This is a genomic window from Stenotrophomonas sp. NPDC047960 (assembly GCF_043204395.1).
GTDB lineage: Bacteria > Pseudomonadota > Gammaproteobacteria > Xanthomonadales > Xanthomonadaceae > Stenotrophomonas.
The window spans coordinates 1-20,468 of record NZ_JBIDBX010000006.1; the positions used below are offsets into that span (position 1 = coordinate 1).

At 67.0% G+C, this 20,468-nt stretch carries 13 protein-coding genes; 7 read left to right on the forward strand and 6 right to left on the reverse strand.

What is annotated here, in order from left to right:
• Positions 1-260 precede the first annotated feature (260 nt).
• From ACGFZ3_RS13705 to hemH, 3 genes are all read right to left on the reverse strand, one after another.
• Positions 261-1,970 (reverse strand): methyl-accepting chemotaxis protein, encoded by a 1,710-nt coding sequence (locus ACGFZ3_RS13705; protein WP_392922059.1) that lies wholly within the window; start codon positions 1,968-1,970, stop codon positions 261-263.
• Positions 1,971-2,254: 284 nt separating this feature from the next.
• Complete coding sequence (locus ACGFZ3_RS13710; RefSeq protein ID WP_392922062.1) at positions 2,255-3,100, reverse strand: alpha/beta fold hydrolase; 846 nt, start codon at positions 3,098-3,100, stop codon at positions 2,255-2,257.
• A complete protein-coding gene (gene hemH, locus ACGFZ3_RS13715) occupies positions 3,097-4,059 on the reverse strand; it encodes a ferrochelatase (RefSeq protein WP_392922065.1) in 963 nt (320 codons plus the stop codon). The genes ACGFZ3_RS13710 and hemH overlap by 4 nt, the downstream gene beginning before the upstream one ends.
• 109 nt (positions 4,060-4,168) lie before the next feature.
• Between hemH and ACGFZ3_RS13720 the strand changes: the two genes are divergently transcribed.
• The 4 genes from ACGFZ3_RS13720 to tatC all read left to right on the forward strand — a co-directional run bounded on the left by ACGFZ3_RS13720 (position 4,169) and on the right by tatC (position 6,614).
• Positions 4,169-5,056: a lipid-binding SYLF domain-containing protein gene (locus ACGFZ3_RS13720; protein ID WP_392922068.1), complete on the forward strand. Its 888-nt coding sequence runs from the start codon at positions 4,169-4,171 to the stop codon at positions 5,054-5,056.
• Between the two features lie 77 nt (positions 5,057-5,133).
• Complete coding sequence (gene tatA / locus ACGFZ3_RS13725) at positions 5,134-5,361, forward strand: Sec-independent protein translocase subunit TatA (RefSeq protein WP_068847929.1); 228 nt, start codon at positions 5,134-5,136, stop codon at positions 5,359-5,361.
• A 15-nt stretch (positions 5,362-5,376) separates the two neighbouring features.
• Positions 5,377-5,868, forward strand: coding sequence for a Sec-independent protein translocase protein TatB (tatB, locus tag ACGFZ3_RS13730; RefSeq protein ID WP_392922072.1), 492 nt, complete (start codon positions 5,377-5,379; stop codon positions 5,866-5,868).
• Complete coding sequence (gene tatC / locus ACGFZ3_RS13735) at positions 5,865-6,614, forward strand: twin-arginine translocase subunit TatC (protein ID WP_392922074.1); 750 nt, start codon at positions 5,865-5,867, stop codon at positions 6,612-6,614. Before tatB ends, tatC begins: the two co-directional genes overlap by 4 nt.
• 97 nt (positions 6,615-6,711) lie before the next feature.
• Here the strand turns inward: tatC and ACGFZ3_RS13740 are convergent, their stop codons facing one another.
• From ACGFZ3_RS13740 to ACGFZ3_RS13750, 3 genes are all read right to left on the reverse strand, one after another.
• Positions 6,712-7,623 carry a BPSS1780 family membrane protein gene (locus ACGFZ3_RS13740; RefSeq protein ID WP_392922076.1) on the reverse strand — a complete coding sequence of 304 codons (912 nt, stop codon included), beginning with the start codon at positions 7,621-7,623 and terminating at the stop codon, positions 6,712-6,714.
• Positions 7,624-7,726: 103 nt separating this feature from the next.
• Complete coding sequence (locus tag ACGFZ3_RS13745; protein WP_392922079.1) at positions 7,727-8,446, reverse strand: glutamine amidotransferase; 720 nt, start codon at positions 8,444-8,446, stop codon at positions 7,727-7,729.
• Positions 8,418-10,253, reverse strand: coding sequence for a GspE/PulE family protein (locus ACGFZ3_RS13750; RefSeq protein WP_392922082.1), 1,836 nt, complete (start codon positions 10,251-10,253; stop codon positions 8,418-8,420). The genes ACGFZ3_RS13745 and ACGFZ3_RS13750 overlap by 29 nt, the downstream gene beginning before the upstream one ends.
• Before the next feature lie 115 nt (positions 10,254-10,368).
• Between ACGFZ3_RS13750 and glyQ the strand changes: the two genes are divergently transcribed.
• From glyQ to ACGFZ3_RS13765, 3 genes are all read left to right on the forward strand, one after another.
• Positions 10,369-11,280 (forward strand): glycine--tRNA ligase subunit alpha, encoded by a 912-nt coding sequence (gene glyQ / locus ACGFZ3_RS13755; RefSeq protein ID WP_068847918.1) that lies wholly within the window; start codon positions 10,369-10,371, stop codon positions 11,278-11,280.
• Positions 11,277-13,373, forward strand: a complete 2,097-nt coding sequence (gene glyS / locus ACGFZ3_RS13760) for a glycine--tRNA ligase subunit beta (RefSeq protein ID WP_392922086.1) — start codon at positions 11,277-11,279, stop codon at positions 13,371-13,373. The genes glyQ and glyS overlap by 4 nt, the downstream gene beginning before the upstream one ends.
• A gap of 270 nt (positions 13,374-13,643) precedes the next feature.
• Positions 13,644-20,468 (forward strand): hypothetical protein, encoded by a 6,825-nt coding sequence (locus ACGFZ3_RS13765; RefSeq protein ID WP_392922089.1) that lies wholly within the window; start codon positions 13,644-13,646, stop codon positions 20,466-20,468.

Below are 20,468 nucleotides of genomic sequence, written 5' to 3' on the forward strand. Positions count from 1 at the left end.
CTCGGAAGTGAAACGCAGCTGCGCCGATGGTAGTGTGGCTCAAGCCATGCGAGAGTAGGTCATCGCCAGGGTTTACACCCCGAAAACCCCGCTGCTCACGCAGCGGGGTTTTTTCTTTGCATCACCGGGTGACGACCAACGGTCGGTACCCCAACGGATGCATGGAGAAGGCGCCCCGCAGGGCGCCTCTCGGGATCACGACCAATGGTCGTGATCTACCAGCCGGTAGCTATCGGCTGTCAGTCGATACGCACACCACCTCAGCGGAAGGCTGCAACCGCCTCGGTCAGGCCGGCTGCCTGCTGCTCCAACTCGCGGGCGGCGGCGCTGGCTTCTTCGACCAGTGCGGCGTTCTGCTGGGTAGCGTCGTCCATCTGGACCACCGTTTGGCTGATCTGGTCGATGCCTGCGGCCTGCTCCTGCGACGCGGCAGCAATGCTGGCCATGATCGCGCTGACGCCGGCCACGCTGCTGACGATCTCCTGCATGGTGCCGCCGGCGCTCTGCGCCAACCGGGCGCCATCGGCGACCTCGCTGGCAGATGCATCGATGAGCTGCCGGATTTCACGCGCGGCCTCCGCCGAACGTTGCGCCAGGCTGCGCACTTCGCTGGCCACCACCGCGAAACCACGCCCCTGGTCGCCGGCGCGCGCCGCTTCCACCGCCGCGTTGAGGGCCAGGATGTTGGTCTGGAAGGCAATGCCGTCAATGACGCCTGTGATCTCGCCAATCCGCTTGGACGCGGCATGGATGCTGTCCATGGTGCTGACCACGCGCCCGACCACCGCGCTGCCGCGCTCGGCCACCTCCTGCGCCCCAAGCGCAAGCGTGCTCGCGTTGCGTGCATGGTCCGCGTTCTGCCGGACAGTGGAGGTAAGCTCTTCCATCGAGGACGCCGTCTCTTCCAGATGTGCCGCCTGTCGTTCGGTGCGGGTGGATAGGTCATGGTTGCCACTGGCAATCTCCTCGGCCCCAAGCGCGATTGCGCCGGCACTGCGCCGGATGCGTTCGACCATGTTGCCCAGCTGGATCGCCGTCGCATTGGCATCGCGCTGCATGGCGGCGAACGACCCCTGGTAGTCGCCCTGCATGCGCTGGCCCAGGTCACCCTTGGCCAGGGCCGACAGCACGCGGCGAAGATCACCCACGGTGCTGCCGACCCGCTCCAGCAGTTGATTGATGCCGATGGTGAGGCCATCCATGAAGGCGCTGCCGCCGGCGGCAGGTGACAGTCGGCGGTCCAGGTCGCCACGGGCGGCGGCGCCCACGATCTCGGCCATGGCCGTCTCGAGCGCCAGCTCCTGAGTCCGGTCGTGCCATTCAACGGCAAAACCGACGCGTGTTCCGACTGCGTCGAACATCGGGCTCACCACCTGGGCAAAGTGCACCGGTCCGATCTGCACGCGCCCGTGATGGGTGGCCTGCAGTGTATCCAGGATGGCCCGGATGCGATCCGGGTTGGCGTGGAAGCGATGGATGCTGGTCCCCACCAGGGCATCGGCCTCGAAATCCGGAAACGCCTCGCGCAGATTGGCCTGCTGGTTGCGCAGTAGACGTACTACCGCGGGGTTTACATAGCGGATCACGTGGGACGCGTCGGCCATCATCACCGCGGTGGGCGAGACCTCCAGGGCCAGGCGCAGCGCAGCGTCGGCCGCAGCGCCGGCATGCTCGTGGGCGCAGCGTGCCTGCAACTGACCATGGCCGTTCGTTATCCGCGCCAGCTCAGCGTGCAGCTCGGCCCTGCTGCGCCGCACCCGCGGAGCCAGCACAACCAGCGCGCCGGTCGCGATCGCGATGCCAAGCGCAGTGACGGCCGGTTGCTGCCACAGGGCGCCGGCAAGGCCGCCCACGAGCCCAGCGCAGAGCACCCCTGCAGCGGCGCGCTCCCCGCGCGGATACGGGGGCAGCGCACAGGACGGCAGCGTTGGGTCGGGTGGACGGGACGAAGGGTGGCGGATGGCAGACATGACAACTCCAGTGAGAATGCGGAACGGAACGCCCTCCGCTGAAACGCGGAGAGACGGATGCGAGATCCTGCGGCCCATCGGCGAAAGACCTTGCGGAAATATGGATGCGTGGGAACGTGCTCCTTCCTGGAAGCCGGATGACACGCGGCTTCGCGACGGCGGAGCAGGTGACGACACAGGCGATCCTTGCGGGCCTGCGTCATCGGTATCGGACATCACCGATGGAAATTGAGTGCGACCCTGTGTCGCAGGGCTCCGACCGCGTATCGACCAGCGGTCGACGCCTACCTCAGAAAGCGGGCGATGACGTCGGCCACCAGCGCCGGGTGCTCCATGTGCAGATGATGGGTGCCAGGGAACACATCGAGTCGGCCATCGCGCAGCAGCTTGATCCGCTCGCTGCGCAGCGGTTCGGGATAGTACGACTGTGCCGGCGTGGCGTAGATCACCTGGGTGGGGCATTCGATTGCCGCCAGCAGGTCGTCGATCTGCCCTTCGCTCAACCGCATCGCGGTGGGCAGCATCAGGCGCTGGTCGCTGCACCAGCTGTAGCCGCCGTCCACCGGCATCACGCCGCGCTCGACCAGCAGGCGCGCACATGGCTCGCTGAGCTGGTTGGCCATCATCCGCGCACGCACCGGTGCGGCGAGGTCGGCGAACACGCGCAGCTTCTTCGACGGCAATGCGCGCACCGCGTGTACATGCTCGCGAAGGCGCTGCGCGGTTTCATTTTCGGGTCCGCGCAGGCCACCGAGTGCCTCAATGGCGATCAGCCGCTCCACGCGCTCCGGTGCGGCAGCAGCGGTGAGGCTGGCAATGCCGGCGCCCATCGAATGGCCCAGCAGCGTAAAGCGCTCCCAGCCCAACGCATCGGCTACCTCGAGCACATGGCAGATCGCGCCCGGCGTGTTGTACTGCGTGCCCGGCGGCATATGTGCGCTGTGGCCGTGACCGGGCAGGTCGATGGCCACCAGATCCAATCCGGGCAGCGCGGCAGCCAACGGGATGAAGCTGGCCGCGTTGTCGAGCCACCCGTGCAGGGCCAGCACACGCGTGCCCTGCGCGGCCGCCGAACGAAGCCCGGCCACGGTCGTGCCGGCCACCGGCAGTACAAACGGCTCGAGCGTCATGCCAGCGCGGCGATGCTCAGCCGCGCCAACGCCAGGGCGTGCGCGGGATCGGCGTTGAGGCAGGGGATGTAGCGCATCTGTGCGCCGCGTTCGGCAACGGTTTCTGTGAATCCCATCGCCACTTCCTCCAGCGTTTCCAGGCAGTCGGTGGCAAAGCCGGGGCAGACCACGTCAATGCGCTTCACCCCGCGCTCGGCCATCGCCCACAGCGTCGGTTCGGCGTAGGGCTGCAGCCACTTCTCGCGGCCAAAGCGCGACTGGTAGGTCAGTTTCCACTCGCTGTCGGCCAGGCCGAGTGCCTGCGCGATCGCCTGCGCACTGGCTTCGCAGCGCTGCGGATAAGGGTCGCCGGCGTCGGCCAGGCGCTGCGGAATGCCGTGGAAGGAAAACACCAGCTGCTCGCCGCGCCCATGGCGCTCCCACCACTGTCGGATGCTGCCGGCCACTGCCGCAACCCAATCCGGGTCGATGGCGTAATCGCGGATCAGGGTGACGGTAATGCCCGGGTGCCGGGGTTGCCAGTCGCGCACCTGGTCCTCGATGGAGGCGGTAGTGGTGGTCGAATACTGCGGATACAACGGCAGCACCACGATCCGTCGCATGCCCTCGGCCGCCAGCCGGTCCAGCTCGGCAGTAAGCGCAGGGGCGCCGTAACGCATGGCATGGCGCACACGCAGGTTGGGCATCAGCTGCTGCATGGCCTCGGCCAGGCGGCGGGTGTACACCATCAACGGGGAACCGTCGGCCAGCCAGACCTGCGCATACTTGGCCGCCGAGCGGCCACTGCGCAGCGGCAGGATCACTCCGTACAGCAGCGGTTTCCACAGCAGCGGCGGGATCGCCACCACGCGCGGGTCGGTGAGGAACTCGGCCAGGTAGCGCCTTACCGCCGGAGCGGTGGGCGTCTCGGGTGTGCCTAGATTGACCGCCAGCACGGCGGTGTCGGGTGCGTCGAGCATGGTGGCCATTCTCGCAGGTATGCGCGATGGAGAGCACATACTCATTGCGGATTCATTGAAACCCCTCTAATTTCGGGTACTTACGTATTGCCCCCACTCTGGAGCACCCATGCGCCGCTTGAGCCTTGTACTGCTGATCTCCGCCAGCCTGCTGTCGACCCAGGCGATGGCCGGGCCGGAGGAGGACCAGCGCGCCCGCAATGCGGTACGCGTGCTGAATGACATCCAGGATATTCCCGAGCAGGGAATTCCTGACAAGTTGTTGGACGAAGGGCGTGCGATCGTGGTCATTCCAGACACGATCAAAGCAGGCCTGGTGATTGGCGGTCGCCGTGGACATGGCCTGATGTCGGTCAAGAACCCCGATGGCAGCTGGTCCAACCCGGTGTTCATGAAACTCACTGGCGGCAGCATCGGTTTCCAGGCCGGCGTCCAGTCTTCGGACGTGGTGCTGGTGTTCCGCAACGACCGCAGCCTGGACAATCTCGTCAACGGCAAATTCACCCTGGGTGCCGACGCCGGCGTCGCCGCCGGTCCGGTGGGCCGCAACGCCGCGGCGGCCACCGATGGCCAGCTGAAGGCTGAGATCTGGTCGTGGTCGCGCGCGCGCGGCTTGTTTGCCGGCGTGGCGCTGGACGGCGCGGTGCTGCAGATCGACGACGAGGCCAATCTGGACGCCTATGGCAGCAACACCACCCCGCGCATGGTGTTCGAGGGCCGTATGGGCGAGCAGCCGTCGATGGACGTGGTGGCCTTCCGTGACCGCCTGGAAGAAGCCACCTACGCGGCGCGCCAGAACCGCGGCACCGCCAGCGCCCCTCCGGCGCCTCGCCCAGCCGGCCCGGCCGCGCAGGCCGCGCCCGCTGTGGCTGAACAGGCCAATGCCGGCGCCACCACCGCGCCGCTGCAGGCCGTTCCGGCGCAGCCCGCACCCCATCAGGGCTTCCAGCCAGTGGGTGAAGGCGAGGTGCGCACCGAATCACTGGACGGCAACTGACTTTCGTCACGCGCGCCGCCCTACCGGCGGTGCGCTATGCTCAAGTCCTTGTTACCGGTTAATGCGAGCAGAACATCATGGGCAGTATGAGCTTGTGGCATTGGGTGGTGGTACTGGTCATCGTTCTGCTGGTGTTCGGCACCAAGAAGCTGACCAGTGGCGCCAAGGACCTTGGCAGTGCCGTAAAGGAATTCAAGAAGGGCATGCGTGACGAGGACAAGCCCACCGCGCACCTGAGCGATGAGTCGCGTCCGCAGGATCCGACGACCACATCGCAGAATGAGCACGATCGCGACCGGCGCTGATCGGGGCGGCATGGCGTGTTCGACATCGGTTTCAGTGAACTGCTGGTCATCGCGGTAGTAGCGTTGGTCGTGCTGGGTCCCGAGCGTCTGCCCAAGGCAGCCCGCTTCGCGGGGCTGTGGGTGCGGCGCGCACGCAACCAGTGGGACTCGGTGAAGCAGGAGCTGGAGCGCGAGCTGCACGCCGATGAAATCAAACGCCAGTTCCGTGATGCACAGGAATCGGTGCGCGATACCGAGGCGCAGCTGCGTGCCAGTGGTGAGGCGGTTCGCCGCGAAGCCGAGCAGATGCGCAACCAGGTGCAGCGCGATGGCGATGCATCGGCCAGCACCGAGGAGCCGGTCATGACCGGGCCAGCACCGGGTTCGCCGGCCAGCGTCGCCCAGCACGTGGCGGCACCAGAGTCGGATGCCCTGCCCGAAGAGCCGCGTGATGCGATGGCCCCGCCGGGCATCGACGGTCAGGCGCCGCGCGATATGCCGCCCTCGACGACAGAGGCCCCACGATGAGTGGTAATGAGGCGCCGGAAAGCGGGTTGATCGAGCACCTGATCGAGTTGCGCGCGCGACTGATGCGGGCGCTGATCGGGCTGGGCGTGGTGCTGCTGGGGCTGATGCCGTTTTCGCGGCAGATCTATACGTGGCTGGCGCAACCGTTGATCTCGCAGCTGCCGAACGGGCAGTCGATGATCGCCACCAACCCGGCCGGTGCGTTCTTCGCACCGCTCAAGCTGACTTTCTTCGTGGCCGTGTTCATCGCGGTGCCGTGGTTGCTGTACCAGCTGTGGGCGTTCGTGGCGCCGGGCCTGTATGCGCGCGAAAAGCGCCTGGCGGTGCCATTGCTGGCAACCTCGGTGCTGCTGTTCTACATCGGCTGCGCGTTTGCGTACTTCCTGGTGCTGCCGGCGGTGTTCCACTTCCTGACCACGTTCCGCCCGGAGGTGATTGCGATCACGCCGGATGCGAATGCGTACCTGGATTTCGTGCTGGCGATCTTCTTCGCGTTCGGCAGCAGTTTCGAACTGCCGGTGGCGATGGTGATCCTGACCCTGCTGGGGTGGATCACGCCGCAGCAGTTCAAGGAAGGCCGTGGGTACGCGATCGTGGGCATCTTCGTGCTGGCGGCGGTGTTGACCCCGCCGGATGTGGTGTCCCAGCTGATGCTGGCGATTCCGATGTGCCTGCTTTATGAGCTGGGCATACATGCGTCGCGGTGGCTGGTGCCGGCCAAGGGTGACGAGCCTCAGGCGCAGTAGCGCCTTCAGAGCTTAAGAACAGCGTTTCGATTGCTACGTGCTGGGGAGGCCGACGGGCCCCAACCCGTATCAACCGAAACGCTGCAGTTGCCGTCAATCAAGCCGCGAAAATATTCCCAGGCCCATTCGACGGCGGAACCGGCGGCGGGGCGGCTCGGCCGCGGTGGGCGAACATCTGGTTCCAGGCGGCGTAAACCGCGCCCACGTACAGCGGCATGATCACCGCGGTGTTGGTCAGCTGCATCACGAACGCGGCCGCACCGGCGCCGCCGGCCATCAGCGCCAGCTGCATCACGATGATCATCACGAAGTAGATGCACATCGCCGCGATCAGGCCCAGCAGCATGAACACCGCCATCGCGCCAAAATTGCGGATGCAGCCCTGCAGACTCATGCGCAGCGCGTGCATGCCACTCTGGTGGTCGAACACCACCAGTGCCGGCTGGGTGAACATCGCCATGCTCAGCGCCACGAACGTGCCGAAGGCGATCAGCAACCACAGCAGGATGCGCATCACCGGCACGCCTGCCATCAGCGCCATGGTCTGCTCATTGCTCGGCGTGGCGCCGGACTGCTGCAGCTCCTGCATCCTGCGGAACATCTCGGCCGACGCGGTCAGGCCATCGGTGCCCATCATCACGTACAGCAGCGTACCCAGCGCGATCACCGCGATCAGCTGGATCGCCAGCGGCACCAGCAGGTGGGTCACGCGACGGTCGCGGATCGGCTGCAGCAGGTGCGTTGGCAGGGCGCGGTGGCCTTGCGCCACTTCGCTCACCGCCACCAGCATGCCGCCAAACACCAGCGGGCCTACCGCCACCGACACCAGCTGCAGCAGCACGCCAAGCCAGCTCGGCAACGCCTGCGCCAGTACCAGGATCAGCGAACTGACCAGCATGCCGATCACGCCAAGCACCGCCAGTTGCAGCGGTGCGCGGCGATACAGGGTGAACGCGTCCAGCAGCCATTGGGCGCCCGCCGAGGCGGGCAGCTTGCGAATTTCGCTCATACCATTCCGGAACAGGGGGAAGGGCGCGCACGCCCCGAATCCCAACGATTATCCCTGTTTTCCGTGCCCATCACCTGAAGGAAAGGTCGCTTCCGGCGGTCTTTCAATTATTGCGTGCCTGGCGGACAAAACGGCGCAGCAGCTGGCGGGCCAGCGGGGCCGCACTGACTCCGCGTGCCAGGCTGCGCGCACAGCCGCCGTGGCGGCTGATGCACTCGGCACGGGCGCGCACGTAGCCGCGCATGTGGTGGGTGGCGAACTCCGGGTGGAACTGCACCCCCCAGGCCTGCTGGCCCCAGCGGAAGGCGTGGCAGTTGTCCTGCGCCGAGCGGGCCAGAATGGCCGCGCCCTCCGGTGCGCGCAGCACGGTCTGCAGGTGGGTGGCGTGGGCCGGGAAGCGCGTGGGCAGGCCGGCGAACAGCGGGTCGTCCACCGCCGAAGGCTCCAGCGCCAGCTCGATCGTGCCCGATTCGCGCCCGGCCGGGTTGTAGGCCACCTCCCCGCCCAGGGCATGGGCAAGCAACTGGTGGCCGTAGCAGATGCCGAACACCGGGCGGTTGTCATGGGCGGCGGTGCGCAGCCATTGCGCGCTGCGTTCGCTCCAGTCGGCGCGGTCGGTCACGTACGCCGCCGAACCGCTGATGATCACCCCGGCAAAATCGCGGTGGTCGGGCAGCGCGCCGCCGTGCTCCACGTCCACCACCACCGTCTCGTCGGCATCCAGTCCCGCCGCTACCCGGATCCAATGCGGAAAACGGCCGTAGCGGCGCAGCGAGGCGACCGGTCGGCCGGTTTCAAGAATCAGGAAGGGCGAGCGGTTCATCGGGGGGAGGCAATACGCTGAGGACTTCCTCGATTGTAGTCAGCCCTGCCGCCACCTTTTCAAGCCCCGCGCGGCGCAGGGTTCGTACGCCTTCAGCACGCGCGGCGCGGCTGAAACCGGCCAGATCCATGTCCGCCCGGATCAGCCCCCGCAGCCGCGATGTCAATGGCAGCAACTCATACAGGCCTACCCGGCCCATGTAGCCGGTGCGCCGGCAGTCGAGGCAACCGGCAGGCGCATATGGCGTGGGCGACTCTGGTAATGCTTCATCGGCATCAGCCAGCGCCGCCCATTGGACCGCGCTGAGCGGCCTGGGCACCTTGCAGTGTGGGCACAGGGTGCGCACCAGGCGCTGGGCCAGCACCCCGTTGATGGTGCTGGCCAGCAGGTAATGCGGCACGCCCAGGTCGAGCAGGCGGGTGATCGCCGAGGGCGCATCGTTGGTGTGCAGCGTGGACAGGACCAGGTGGCCGGTCAGCGAGGCCTGCACGGCCATCTGGGCCGTCTCCAGGTCGCGGATTTCACCAATCATGATGATGTCCGGGTCCTGCCGCAGCAGGGTGCGTACGCCGGCCGCGAAGTCCAGGTCGATGTTGGTCTGCACCTGCATCTGGTTGAATTCCGGCGCGATCATCTCGATCGGATCTTCCACCGTGCACACGTTCACGTCCGGGGTGGCCAGCCGCTTCAGCGTGGAATACAGGGTGGTGGTCTTGCCCGATCCGGTTGGGCCGGTGACCAGCACGATGCCGTGCGGACGCTCCACCAGCGCCGTCCAGCCTGCCGCTTCCTGCGGGCTGAAGCCAAGCTGGTCAATGCTCTTGAAGGCCGCATCCGGGTCGAAGATGCGCATCACGCACTTTTCGCCGAAGGCGGTGGGCATGGTCGACAAGCGCATCTCGACCTCCCGACCGCCCGGCGAGCGGGTCTTGATGCGGCCATCCTGCGGGCGGCGGCGCTCGGCCAGGTCCATGCGGCCCAGCACCTTGATGCGGCTGACCATGGCCGTCATCACCGGCGGCGGTACCTCGAACACCTTGTGCAGCACCCCATCGATGCGGAACCGCATGCGCCCCATGTCGCGGCGTGGTTCCAGGTGGATGTCCGAGGCGCGCTGCTCGAACGCGTACTGCAGCAGCCAGTCCACGATGTGCACCACGTGCTGGTCGTCGGCGTTGACATCGCCAGAGCGGCCCAGCTCCACCAGTTGCTCGAAGCTGGGCAGGGTGCCACTGGCTTCGCTGCGCACGTCGCCGCGCGCGCCGCGCACCGACCGGGTGACCCCATAGAACTCCATCGTGTAGCGGTGCAGGTCCAGCGGATTGACCATGGCCAGCTCGATCCTGCGCCGGGCCAGGTGCTGCAGATCGAGCAGCCACTCCTGGGCCAGCGGTTCGCTGGTGGCCACCAGCAGACGCTCGGTGTCCACTGCCAGCGGCAGGAACCGATGGCGGCGCGCATACGCATGGGAGACCAGCGCGGTCACCGCCGCCACGTCCACCCGGGTCGGATCGATGCGCAGATAGCGGGTGCCGGTGCGGGTGGCCAGCCATTCGGTCAGCCGTTCCAGGCCAAGCTCACCGCCCGAGGCGGCAACCAGCTTCAGGTTGGCCAGCAGCACCAGCGGGTGGACTTCGCTGGCATTGCGGGCGCCCTGGCCGGAAAAGCGGATGCGTTCCAGATCGGACGGCGCAACCAGGCCATCGGCGACCATTGCGGCGGCGACCTGCTCGAAGACCAGCCGTCCCGGCGGCAGAGGCCCAGGGGCCGGAGCGGGGGCAAGGGTTGCCGGTGAGCGGTGTTCCATGGCGCCAGAATCCTCGGAGCGGGGCCTGCACGGCGTGATGGCAGCTTGCCTGGAATGCCGGCGGGCGGTCCGTCGCTATACTAGCGCACCCCCTGAGCAGGCAAGACTCCGCCGCATGTCCGCGACCCAGAACGTTCCGATCACTTTCCAGGGCCTGATCCAGACCCTCAACCAGTATTGGGCGCAGCAGGGCTGCGTGCTGATCCAGCCGCTGGACCTGGAGGTCGGTGCCGGCACCTTCCACCCGGCGACCTTCCTGCGCTCGATCGGTCCGGAAAGCTGGAATGCCGCGTACGTGCAGCCTTCGCGCCGCCCCACCGACGGCCGCTACGGCGAGAACCCCAACCGCCTGCAGCGCTACTACCAGTACCAGGTGGCGATGAAGCCCAGCCCGGACAACATCCAGCAGCTGTACCTGGATTCGCTGAAGGCACTGGGCATCGACCCGTTAGTGCACGACCTGCGCTTTGTCGAGGACAACTGGGAATCGCCTACGCTCGGCGCCTGGGGCCTGGGCTGGGAAGTGTGGCTGAACGGCATGGAAGTGACCCAGTTCACCTACTTCCAGCAGGCCGGTGGCCTGGAGTGCAAGCCGGTGCTGGGCGAGATCACCTACGGTCTTGAACGCCTGTGCATGTACCTGCAGAACTGCGACAACGTGTATGACCTGGTCTGGACCTACGGGCCGGACGGCACGCCGGTGACCTACGGCGATGTGTACCTGCAGAACGAAGTGGAGCAGAGCACCTACAACTTCGAATACGCCGACGTGGAAGAGCTGTTCCACCGCTTCGATGCGTGCGAGAAGGAAGCCCAGAAGCTGGTCGAGGTCGGCCTGCCGCTGCCGGCCTACGAGCAGGTGTGCAAGGCCAGCCATTCGTTCAACCTGCTGGATGCGCGCCGCGCGATCAGCGTGACCGAGCGCCAACGCTATATCCTGCGCGTGCGCGCGCTGGCCCAGGCGGTGGCGAAACTGTATGAAGCCAAGCGCCTCGAAGCGGTGGCGGCCAAGGAGGTGCAGGCATGAGCACGATGCTGCCGCTGCTGGTTGAACTGGGGACCGAAGAACTGCCCGTGAAGGCGCTGCCGGGCCTGGCCCAGGCCTTCTTTGATGGTGTGGTGGACGGCCTGACCAAGCGTGGTGTGGCGGTGGAACGCGGCGACGCCAAGCCGTTGTCCACCCCGCGCCGGCTCGCGGTGCTGCTGCCCGGGGTGGCCGTGGAGCAGCCGGAACAGCGCGGTGAAGTGCTGGGCCCGTACCTGAACATCGCGCTGGACGCCGACGGCCAGCCGACCAAAGCCCTGCAGGGCTTCGCGGCCAAGGCCGGGATCGACTGGACCGCGCTGGAGCGCACCAGCGATGCCAAGGGCGAGCGTTTCGTGCACCGTTCGGTGACCCCGGGCGCGCGCACCGCCGCGCTGCTGCCGGAGATCCTGGCCGAGGCGATTGCCGCCATGCCCATTCCCAAGCCGATGCGCTGGGGCAGCCACAGCTACGGCTTCGCCCGCCCGGTGCATTGGCTGGTGCTGCTGCACGGCAAGGACGTGATCGAGGCCGAGGTGCTGGGTCTGAAGTCCGACCGCATGAGCCGCGGCCATCGTTTCATGCACGACAAGACCGTGTGGCTGTCTTCGCCGGACGACTACCTCAGTTCGCTGCAGGCCGCCTACGTGCTGGTGGACGCCGATGCGCGCCGCAGCCGCATCGTGGAGGCAGTCAACGCCGAAGCCGCCGCCGCTGGTGGCCAGGCGCGCATCACCGATGACAACCTGGAGCAGGTGGTCAACCTGGTCGAATGGCCGGCACCGGTGTTGTGCAGTTTCGAGCGCGAATTCCTGGCGGTGCCGCAGGAAGCGCTGATCGAGACCATGGAAATCAACCAGAAGTTCTTCCCGGTGCTCGATAACAGCGGCAGGCTGACCGAGAAATTCATCGGCATCGCCAACATCGAATCGAAGAACGTGGCCGAAGTGGCCAAGGGCTACGAGCGGGTGATCCGCCCGCGCTTCGCCGATGCCAAGTTCTTCTTCGATGAAGACCTCAAGCAGGGCCTGGACGCGATGGGCGAGGGTCTGAAGACCGTCACCTACCAGGCCAAGCTGGGTTCGGTGGCCGACAAGGTGCAGCGCGTGGTGGCGCTGGCCGGGCTGATCGCACCGCAGGTGGGCGCCGATCCGGTGCTGGCCAAGCGTGCCGCCGTACTGGCCAAGAACGACCTGCAGTCGCGCATGGTCAATGAGTTCCCGGAGCTGCAGGGCATTGCCGGCCGCCATTACGCGGTGACCGGGGGCGAATCGCCCGAGGTCGCGCTGGCCATCGACGAGGCTTACCAGCCGCGCTTCGGTGGCGACGACATCGCGCTGTCGGAGCTGGGCAAGGTGCTGGCCATCGCCGAGCGTGCCGATACCCTGGCCGGTGGTTTTGCCGCAGGCTTGAAGCCGACCGGCAACAAGGACCCGTTCGCGCTGCGCCGCAACGCGTTGGGCCTGGCCCGCACGATCATCGAATCGGGCTTCGAGCTGGACCTGCGCGCGCTGCTGGAAACGGCCTTTGCCGGCCTGCCGGCGGCGGTGCGGCCCAGTGCCGAGCGCAAGACCGACGCGCTGCCGCAGGAACTGTACGACTTCATCATTGACCGCCTGCGCGGCTACTACGCCGACAAGGGCGTGCCGGCCACGCACTTCAACGCGGTAGCCGAACTGAAGCCGGCGTCGCTGTACGACTTCGATCGCCGCATCGATGCCATCGGCATCTTCGCTGCGCTGCCGGAAGCCGAGGCGCTGGCCGCCGCCAACAAGCGCATCCGCAACATCCTGCGCAAGGCCGAAGGGGCGATTCCCGGCATGGTGGATCCGGCGTTGCTGGCCGAACCGAGCGAAAGCGAGCTGGCTGAAGCCGTCGAAGCAGCCATCGACGACAGCAATGCCAGCCTGCATCAGAAGGATTATGTCAGCGTGCTGGCGCGCCTGGCCCGCCTGCGTCCGCAGGTGGATGCGTTCTTCGATGCGGTGATGGTCAACGCAGAAGATCCTGCGCTGCGTGGCAATCGCCTGGCCCTGCTCAAGCGCCTGGGCGACCGCCTCGGCAGCGTGGCGGCGATCGAGCACCTGTCCAGCTGACGGCAACAGCCTGATCGCGTCTCACCCTTGAAAGCGCCCGACTGGTTCGGGCGCTTTCTTTTTGTGCGCATCTGCTCAAATGCGACGAAAACTGCAATCAATCTGAATATTGATTGAGCGTGCCAACCGTCAAGGTGGCAAACGATAAATTCGTGCAATCGGTATTCCCCGGCGTCGCGTGATCATCCCGCGCCGCTCGTTCCTGCGGCAACGACATGCCGCGCGCCTTCCGCGCCGGCTCGCCCCCGCTTCGCACGGAAGTACCGCTCAATGCCCAAGTTGTCGACCGCCGCTGCAGACTTTCCCACTTTCAACCGCTTCACCGCACTGGCCGGCAAATGCGCGGCCCAGGACGAGGCCATCGCACCCGAGCGTATCGGCAATAGGCCCCCGCCCCGTTCCACCAAGAACACCGCACCGACGCAGGTACTGAGTCCACGCGAGGCGGCGATACGCGAGGCGATCCTCGCCACCGGCGCGCCCGAGAGCCGGGCACTGGTACGCACGCTGGAGAAATACCTGGCTACGGCCACCACGCCCGAGGCGCGCGAGGCGGTGACGCTGCGCATGGAACAGGCGCTGGCCGCACGCGGACACGATGTGGCGGTGCTGCGCGACCTGGGCATCCATGCGCTGGACAGCGTGCTGACCCGCGCGGCGTGGACCACCTTGATGGCCGAACTGCCGGGCTGGGCCAGCAGCGCGCTGACCGCAGGGCAGCTGGCGCGCAGCGTGTTCACCGGCACTTGGAGCTGCGTGGCGACTGTGTTGCCGTCGTTGGCGGCGGCGCTGCCAACGCTGCGCACCCAGGCCGATTTCGATGCGCTGGTGCAGTCGCTGCCCGAGTCGGTTCGCGCCGGTCTGTGGACCCTGCACGAGAGCGTGGCACAGGCCGATGCGCAGCTGCGCCCCAACCTCGGCGGCGGGCACCTGCTGTCGGCATTGGCGGTGGCGGCGCTGCTGTGGCAGCTGCGGCAGCAGTTGCCCAAGCCCTCGGGCCAGCTGCAGGGCATCGGCCGCCTCATTGCCGATCTGCCAGCACACTGGCAACGGCTCGCCGTACTCAACGGGGTGGGCGGGGCGCTGTTCAAGCCGGCGGAAGTGAGCGAAGTGCTCCAGCTTGCAGCACCCAAGGTCAAGCTGACCCCCGAGGAGAAGCAGGCGCGCACCCTGCACCAGGATGCGGTGAATCGCGGCAGCGCCGTTGTACCGGCGTGGGACACCCGCGTTGACCACGTAGAACTTGCGACCGCACCCGACACACTGCAACCAGGGAGCGCCGTCGCTGAGCCGCCGGCCGAGCTGATGGAACCACGCCCTGACCTCGCCACCTCGCCGGCCAGCCGCCAGCAGGGCGGCTGGCTGGCGTGGCTCGGCGCGGGCATTGCTGCACTGGGCCAGACTGCACGCAGCGGTTTCCAGGCCGTGCCACAGGCGCCGCCTGCCGTGGAAATGACGTTGATGGGCCGCTCGGCGCTCACAGAGGTCACCTCGACCACGCCGCTGGTGCCCAGGGAAATCGGGGCAGCCACGGGAACAGCGGTAACGCGGGCGTTCCCCGGTCTGCGCAGGACGCCATTGGCCGTGGCCGCAGGGTTGGCGGTGACGGGCGTCGGCGCATTGGCGGTGGGGTTGAAGAATTACTTCTGGCCTGACACCGCGCCGGCGACACCTGCAGAACTTGCAGAGCGTCTGGCTGCGCAGGTGGCAGCACTTCCCAGCGGCCACTGGGGTACCGGCCTGGATCGGGTGCTGGGAGAACTGGAGATCACCCAGCGTGGCGCGCGCATGCGCCGCGCCGCGCCCGATGCCACGTCGACACCCTCAGGATCCTCCGTCGACGCCGGCACGCAGGTACAGGACGTCCCTGCCGATCTGCTGGACGCACTGCGGGCCGACCGCGCGCTGATGCAGCAGGTGCAGTCGATGCGCCTGTGGTCGGTGGCGGTGGCGCGTGAGGTCGCCACCCACCCCGGCTGGGCATGGGTAGCGACGCTGCCCGCGTCCGAACAGGAGCTGTTGGTCAGCCAATGGCAACTGCTGCGTGAGCTTGCCCCCGCGCTCGCGCAGGTGGACGCGGCCACCGATGCAGCGATGGACGCCGCGTTGCAGAAGTCCGGTTGGAGTGGCCCCTGGCAGGATATCGAGGTGAAGCTGCCTGAAACCCAGGTGGCCGGCATCGTCGTGGACGACCGCCTGCCCCTGCTGCAGTACTGCCTGACGCGCGAGGCAGGGGAACGGCACGCCTTCCTGCGAGCAGGCGCCGAGGTATCCGCTGCCGAAAGCAAGCAGCTTGCCGCCTTCGTCAAGAGCGCCGATGCGCGCGGCCTGCGTGGGGCCATCAACGCCCGCATGGAACAGCTGCGTCCGGCGCTGAGCCAGGCGGTGCAGTCACGGCTGGTGATCGATGCGCTCAAGGCCAAGGCGCAGGGCGTACTGGGCAGTGGCAACGCGCACCGGCGAGGCGCCGATATCGTGCTCGGCTTCCTGCGCGGCACCGGCGAGGTCGAGCGCGCGACGCTGACCTATACCGACCGCCTGCCCAATGGCGATGAAGTGAAGATCGAGCTGCCCAACTACCTGATACTGCGCAGCGTCGAGCTGGGCACCAAGGGCCAGGTAGTGCTGTACCGGTCGGACCTGTCCCGCTTCCAGGCATTCGGCGATGAAACCGCGTTCCGCCAGTTCCTGGATACCCAGCGCGCTCAGGTCGGCGCCTTCGCCGACGTTGACATGGGCCGCACCTTGGCCGGCGACATCGTGCAGTCCGCACGGCCGGAGGAGCGTGCCGAAGTAGACGGGCTGGTGAAGTCCTGGGAGGCGCGCCTGGCAGCCTTCCAGAGTGGCCAGCGCGGACCGCAGGCGTGGGACCCGTCCAAGAGTTTCACGCTGGCTTTCACCCGCGTCGACCACCCGGAAGGGGCGCGGCAACAGTGGGCCGACACGCTGATCGCGCACGGCGAGGTCCTGGCGCAGGAGCGGTTGCAGCGCAACCAGCTGCGCTGGAGCCCGCTGGGCATCGCCAACATCGCCGCCGAAACCGCGTACGGCGAGCAGCAGGAGCGGGTGCTGCAGACGCTGCGCACCCACGCGCATGCCGGCGTTACCGAGGCGATGGTCGGCGCGCTGCGCATGGCCGGTTTCCAAGGACCGCTCGATGCATTTGATCCAGATCTGGTAAGGCTGCGCGTAGGCGAGCTCGAAATGAACCTGATCGACTGGGCCACCCACGGCTGGCAGGGTCAGGGCCTGCGCCGCCCGGCCATGCCGGCCAACCTGCCGGACTGGTCGCCGGATATCGGCGGGCTGCCGAACGTGCGGTTGGAACCGGCGGCCTGGCTGGATGACGACACGCTGGATGCGATGCAGCTGGTCGCGTACAGCCGCGACGCGCAGGGCACGGTGCGCGAAGACGCGGCCCTGAGCGACCAGCTGCGGGACGCCTCCCTGCGTCGCGCGATCTGCGGCGCGCTGGAAGAATTCGCTGAGAGCAACCGCCTGGCCAATGCCTACATCAACCATTTGAAGAAGTTGCCGCACAGCGCCGATGGCCCGGTGTTCGCCAAGGCGCTGGGCGAGCAGATCCGCGCCCGTACCGCCTGGATGATCGAGGTGGCCCGGCAGGATGGCAGCCTCGACGATGCCACGTACCGCGCGCTGCAGGCCGCGCATGCCCAGCTGGATCCCCAGCGGAACCGGCCGTCGTCGTTGCAGGGCGTGACCATCAACGGCCGTCCCATCGTCGGGTTGTGGGCGATCCGCAGCAGTGCAGGGCGCCACGTGTTCCTGCCCGATACCGCGCACGGCGACCGCCTGCTGGATGAGCGTGCATTCGCTGCGTGGCTGCGCCAGTCCGAGGCGCAAGGCTATCTGGTCAAGCGTGCGCAGATCCGCTACCAGAAAGCCCTGGAGAAGACGTTCGAGCACACTGCAAGCAGCCGGGGCATCCCGTTCGGGTTCACCCAGACACAGGGGCCGAAGGCGGCGGCCAGCGTGCTCTTCGATGCGCGGATGAGCGACGTGGACCAGATGACGGTGAGCCAGCTGGAGCGGCTGGGCGAGACGCTGAAGATGGTGGGGGGAATCGGCCTGGGCGCGCTCTGTTCGTTCGCCACCGGCGGCGCCGGTGTAGCGCTGTGCGTGGCGGGCACGCTGGGGCTGCTGGCCGATGACATCCGCGAGGGCATCCGACTGATGGAAAACGGCGACCGCGACGGCGCCATCCTTGCGTTGGGCGGCGGACTTCTCGGCGTGGTGGACATCGTGGAGCTCAGTGCCATTCCCGGCCTGGTCTATCAGATAGGCAAGCGCATCCGCAGCTTGCCCGACGCCATGGCCGCGCTGCGTCACTGGCAGCTGCAGGCGCGTGGTTTCACTGTCGACGGCCGGGTGAATGAAGCCTTCGAAGTCTCCCGGCAGTCGCTGGCCAGTATCGGCCTGCCGCTGCTGAAGCAGGCCGGGCCCGACGGCGCCACCGTCTATCGACAGGGCGAACGCACCTTCATCGAACAGGGCGGGTGCTACATCGAAGCAGCGCCGGGGGAGGACGGCGTGCTCCGCCTGCGCATGCCGGACGCGGCCGACGAACTGGGGCCTCCTGTGCAGTACAAGGACAACGCCTGGCAAAGGCAGCAGCAACAACCGTCGCCGCGACGCGGCACCACCACGCCCGCACCGCTGGGCAGACGCGAATGGATGAGCAGGTTGCCAGATGCAGAGAACCTTCCCCCGGAAAAGCTTGACGAGCTGGAGGCCGTGTTCGGCGTGCGTTCGCGTGCACCCTCACGCAGTGCCGATCTGCGCCATGTGATCCAGGAGCTCACCATCGACCAGCGCATCGAGCGGATTCTGAGCGAACCCGTAACGCTCGGGATGCCGGGCGACGAAGCCATCATCATGCGCGCCTGGGCCGACAGTCCTGCGTTGGGAAATGGCAAGGGCGTGGAAACCTTTATCGACACCCTTGGCGAGTGGACCCGTGGCGCACGCTTCGGTCGTGGCCCAGTGGGGTTGATGGTGCGGGTCGAAGATACCCGGACCCTTCCCGGCATCGAAGCGCTGATTGACGCTTCGGATATCGATGCGCTGGCACAGCGTCTGAGCCTGTCCGCCGACAGCCCACGGGATGCGTTGGTAGCGGCCGTCCGCACCGAACTGGTGGAAACCATCAAGCTCGACCCGAAACAGAGCCGGACGACATGGCAGCGCTGGATCGCCGCGCAGCACCGCCTGCCCACCGCGGCCGACAACCTGACCAAGCACTTCCCGGAGCTGACCAAGGCTGAGGCCGAAGAGATTGTCACTGCCGCCAGCAACAGGCAGAAGCGCGAGATGGAAGCGTGGATCTTCAATGAGCCCATCAGCAACGTTGTCGCCGACACGCTCACCAACCGCGCGCAGCGCCAGCAACGCCAGGCCGTGGTGAATGACGGCATTCGCACGCTGGCTGATGTGCAGCAGTTGGGAACGCACCTGCAGGCGGCACTGACCGGGCGCAGCATCACCGTCCTTGGAGATGGCAAGGACGGCTCTCTGCTGTTGGTCGCCTCCACCGCACCGGGTATCGATGCACGGATCGTTTTCACCCCCCGCAACGGTGGGGCGATGGTCGTTTCGAATGCGCAGGGGAAGGTCCAGGCCAGCTGGCAGCAGGCGTTGTTCGATCAGTTGAACAAGAGCGAACAGACTGCGCTTGGCGACGCGGCCAGTCTGCGGCGAGCGGTGGTCGAGCACATGCGACAAACCCCGTTGACCCGGGCCTGCCTGCTGCCTCGCGCGCTGCCGGGGAACCGGGTAAGACGCAGTATCGACCCATGTGAGCCAGCCGCTGGCGTGTCCCTTTCTCAGGAGGAGGTTGCCGCCCGCGATGCCGTCAGCGATCGCCTTTACCAGGTGCACCAGCGTGCGGAGCGGGAGTATGCCGGCATCCGCGATCTGTTCGCCGAATCGGAAGCGCTGAAGGCCGAGAAACGTACCTTGCAGGCGCAGGGGCAGACATTGTCCGAGACAAAGCAGGCGCGCATGCGCGAGCTGGCATCGATGGACCTGATGCACGAGCGCAATTTCCGCGTCAAGAACTTCGTGGCCTACTCGCTGGGCGACCTGCGCCTGCACGGTGAGCCGGTGCCACTGGGGGAATTCCCGTTGCAGGGCGGTGCGTACAGCGGACCCCCGGTGGCATGGATGAGCGGCACGAACTACGTGGGCAATACTCCAATCCGCCGCGTGCTTGTGGCCGACGACCAGGTCGAGAAAACCTACAAGGGGAAGGGCAAACAGCGCACGGAAGTCCCGATTCCGCCCAATGACCGCTTCCGGTCCGATTACGCCATGGGCGCCGACCTGCTGACCACCAGCAGCGAGCGTGCCCGCAGTTCAGGCGTGGTGGTCCTGACCGAGGAAGATCTGCGTGCGCGGATTGGCCCGGAGGGCCCGGACGGGACGCCGGGTTGGGTCCGGCTGTCCGACCTTGACGATGCTGCGCTGGCCGGGCTGCCGCGTAGCGCACTACCAGAGACACTGCAGAAGCTGCTCGGTGATGCCCAGCTGCTGCCCTCCAACGTGCGCGAGCTCAAGCCCGGGCCCCATCGTGTGTTCGAGGTCCGCTCGTGCAGCGAGGGCAAGGTTATCGACAGATGGTTCGAGGAAATGATAGCTGCACGCCCGGAACTGGCCACGCCGCTGCGCGCCGCCGTCAACACACCGGTGGAAGCGTTGACAGGCACACTGGAGGTGGCATCGGACATGCATCCATGCGAAACCAGCTGCAACCGCCGCATGGCTGCGCTGATGAAGGTTTTGCCGAAGGTGAAGACGCGGGTGTACTACCACTTCGTCGACAACCCTGAGCGCACCGAATGGCGGCTGGGGCTGATGGTGAAGCGCGAAATGGAGCGCACCCGTTCGCAATGGGAGCCGACAGGTGAGGCCGTCGACAAGGTGCGTGCCGGCATTCGCGCCGCGTTGCTGGACAAGGCCAACCCGCAGCGCCGCGAAGCGGCTGAAGCCGATTTGCTGCGCAACCCACCCCACGCCACAGACCTGCCGGTACCGCGTCTGTGGCTGCCGGAACGCGTGGAGGACGAAGGCATGTAA

What these genes read in the sequence shown, in the direction of transcription:
- glyQ (WP_068847918.1), top strand. Translation starts at nt 10,369, where the DNA reads ATGTCCGCGACCCAGAACGTTCCGATCACTTTCCAGGGCCTGATCCAG.
- ACGFZ3_RS13710 (WP_392922062.1), bottom strand. Translation starts at nt 3,100, where the DNA reads ATGACGCTCGAGCCGTTTGTACTGCCGGTGGCCGGCACGACCGTGGCC.
- ACGFZ3_RS13740 (WP_392922076.1), bottom strand. Translation starts at nt 7,623, where the DNA reads ATGAGCGAAATTCGCAAGCTGCCCGCCTCGGCGGGCGCCCAATGGCTG.
- tatC (WP_392922074.1), top strand. Translation starts at nt 5,865, where the DNA reads ATGAGTGGTAATGAGGCGCCGGAAAGCGGGTTGATCGAGCACCTGATC.
- ACGFZ3_RS13705 (WP_392922059.1), bottom strand. Translation starts at nt 1,970, where the DNA reads ATGTCTGCCATCCGCCACCCTTCGTCCCGTCCACCCGACCCAACGCTG.
- glyS (WP_392922086.1), top strand. Translation starts at nt 11,277, where the DNA reads ATGAGCACGATGCTGCCGCTGCTGGTTGAACTGGGGACCGAAGAACTG.
- tatA (WP_068847929.1), top strand. Translation starts at nt 5,134, where the DNA reads ATGGGCAGTATGAGCTTGTGGCATTGGGTGGTGGTACTGGTCATCGTT.
- hemH (WP_392922065.1), bottom strand. Translation starts at nt 4,059, where the DNA reads ATGCTCGACGCACCCGACACCGCCGTGCTGGCGGTCAATCTAGGCACA.
- ACGFZ3_RS13720 (WP_392922068.1), top strand. Translation starts at nt 4,169, where the DNA reads ATGCGCCGCTTGAGCCTTGTACTGCTGATCTCCGCCAGCCTGCTGTCG.
- ACGFZ3_RS13765 (WP_392922089.1), top strand. Translation starts at nt 13,644, where the DNA reads ATGCCCAAGTTGTCGACCGCCGCTGCAGACTTTCCCACTTTCAACCGC.
- ACGFZ3_RS13750 (WP_392922082.1), bottom strand. Translation starts at nt 10,253, where the DNA reads ATGGAACACCGCTCACCGGCAACCCTTGCCCCCGCTCCGGCCCCTGGG.
- ACGFZ3_RS13745 (WP_392922079.1), bottom strand. Translation starts at nt 8,446, where the DNA reads ATGAACCGCTCGCCCTTCCTGATTCTTGAAACCGGCCGACCGGTCGCC.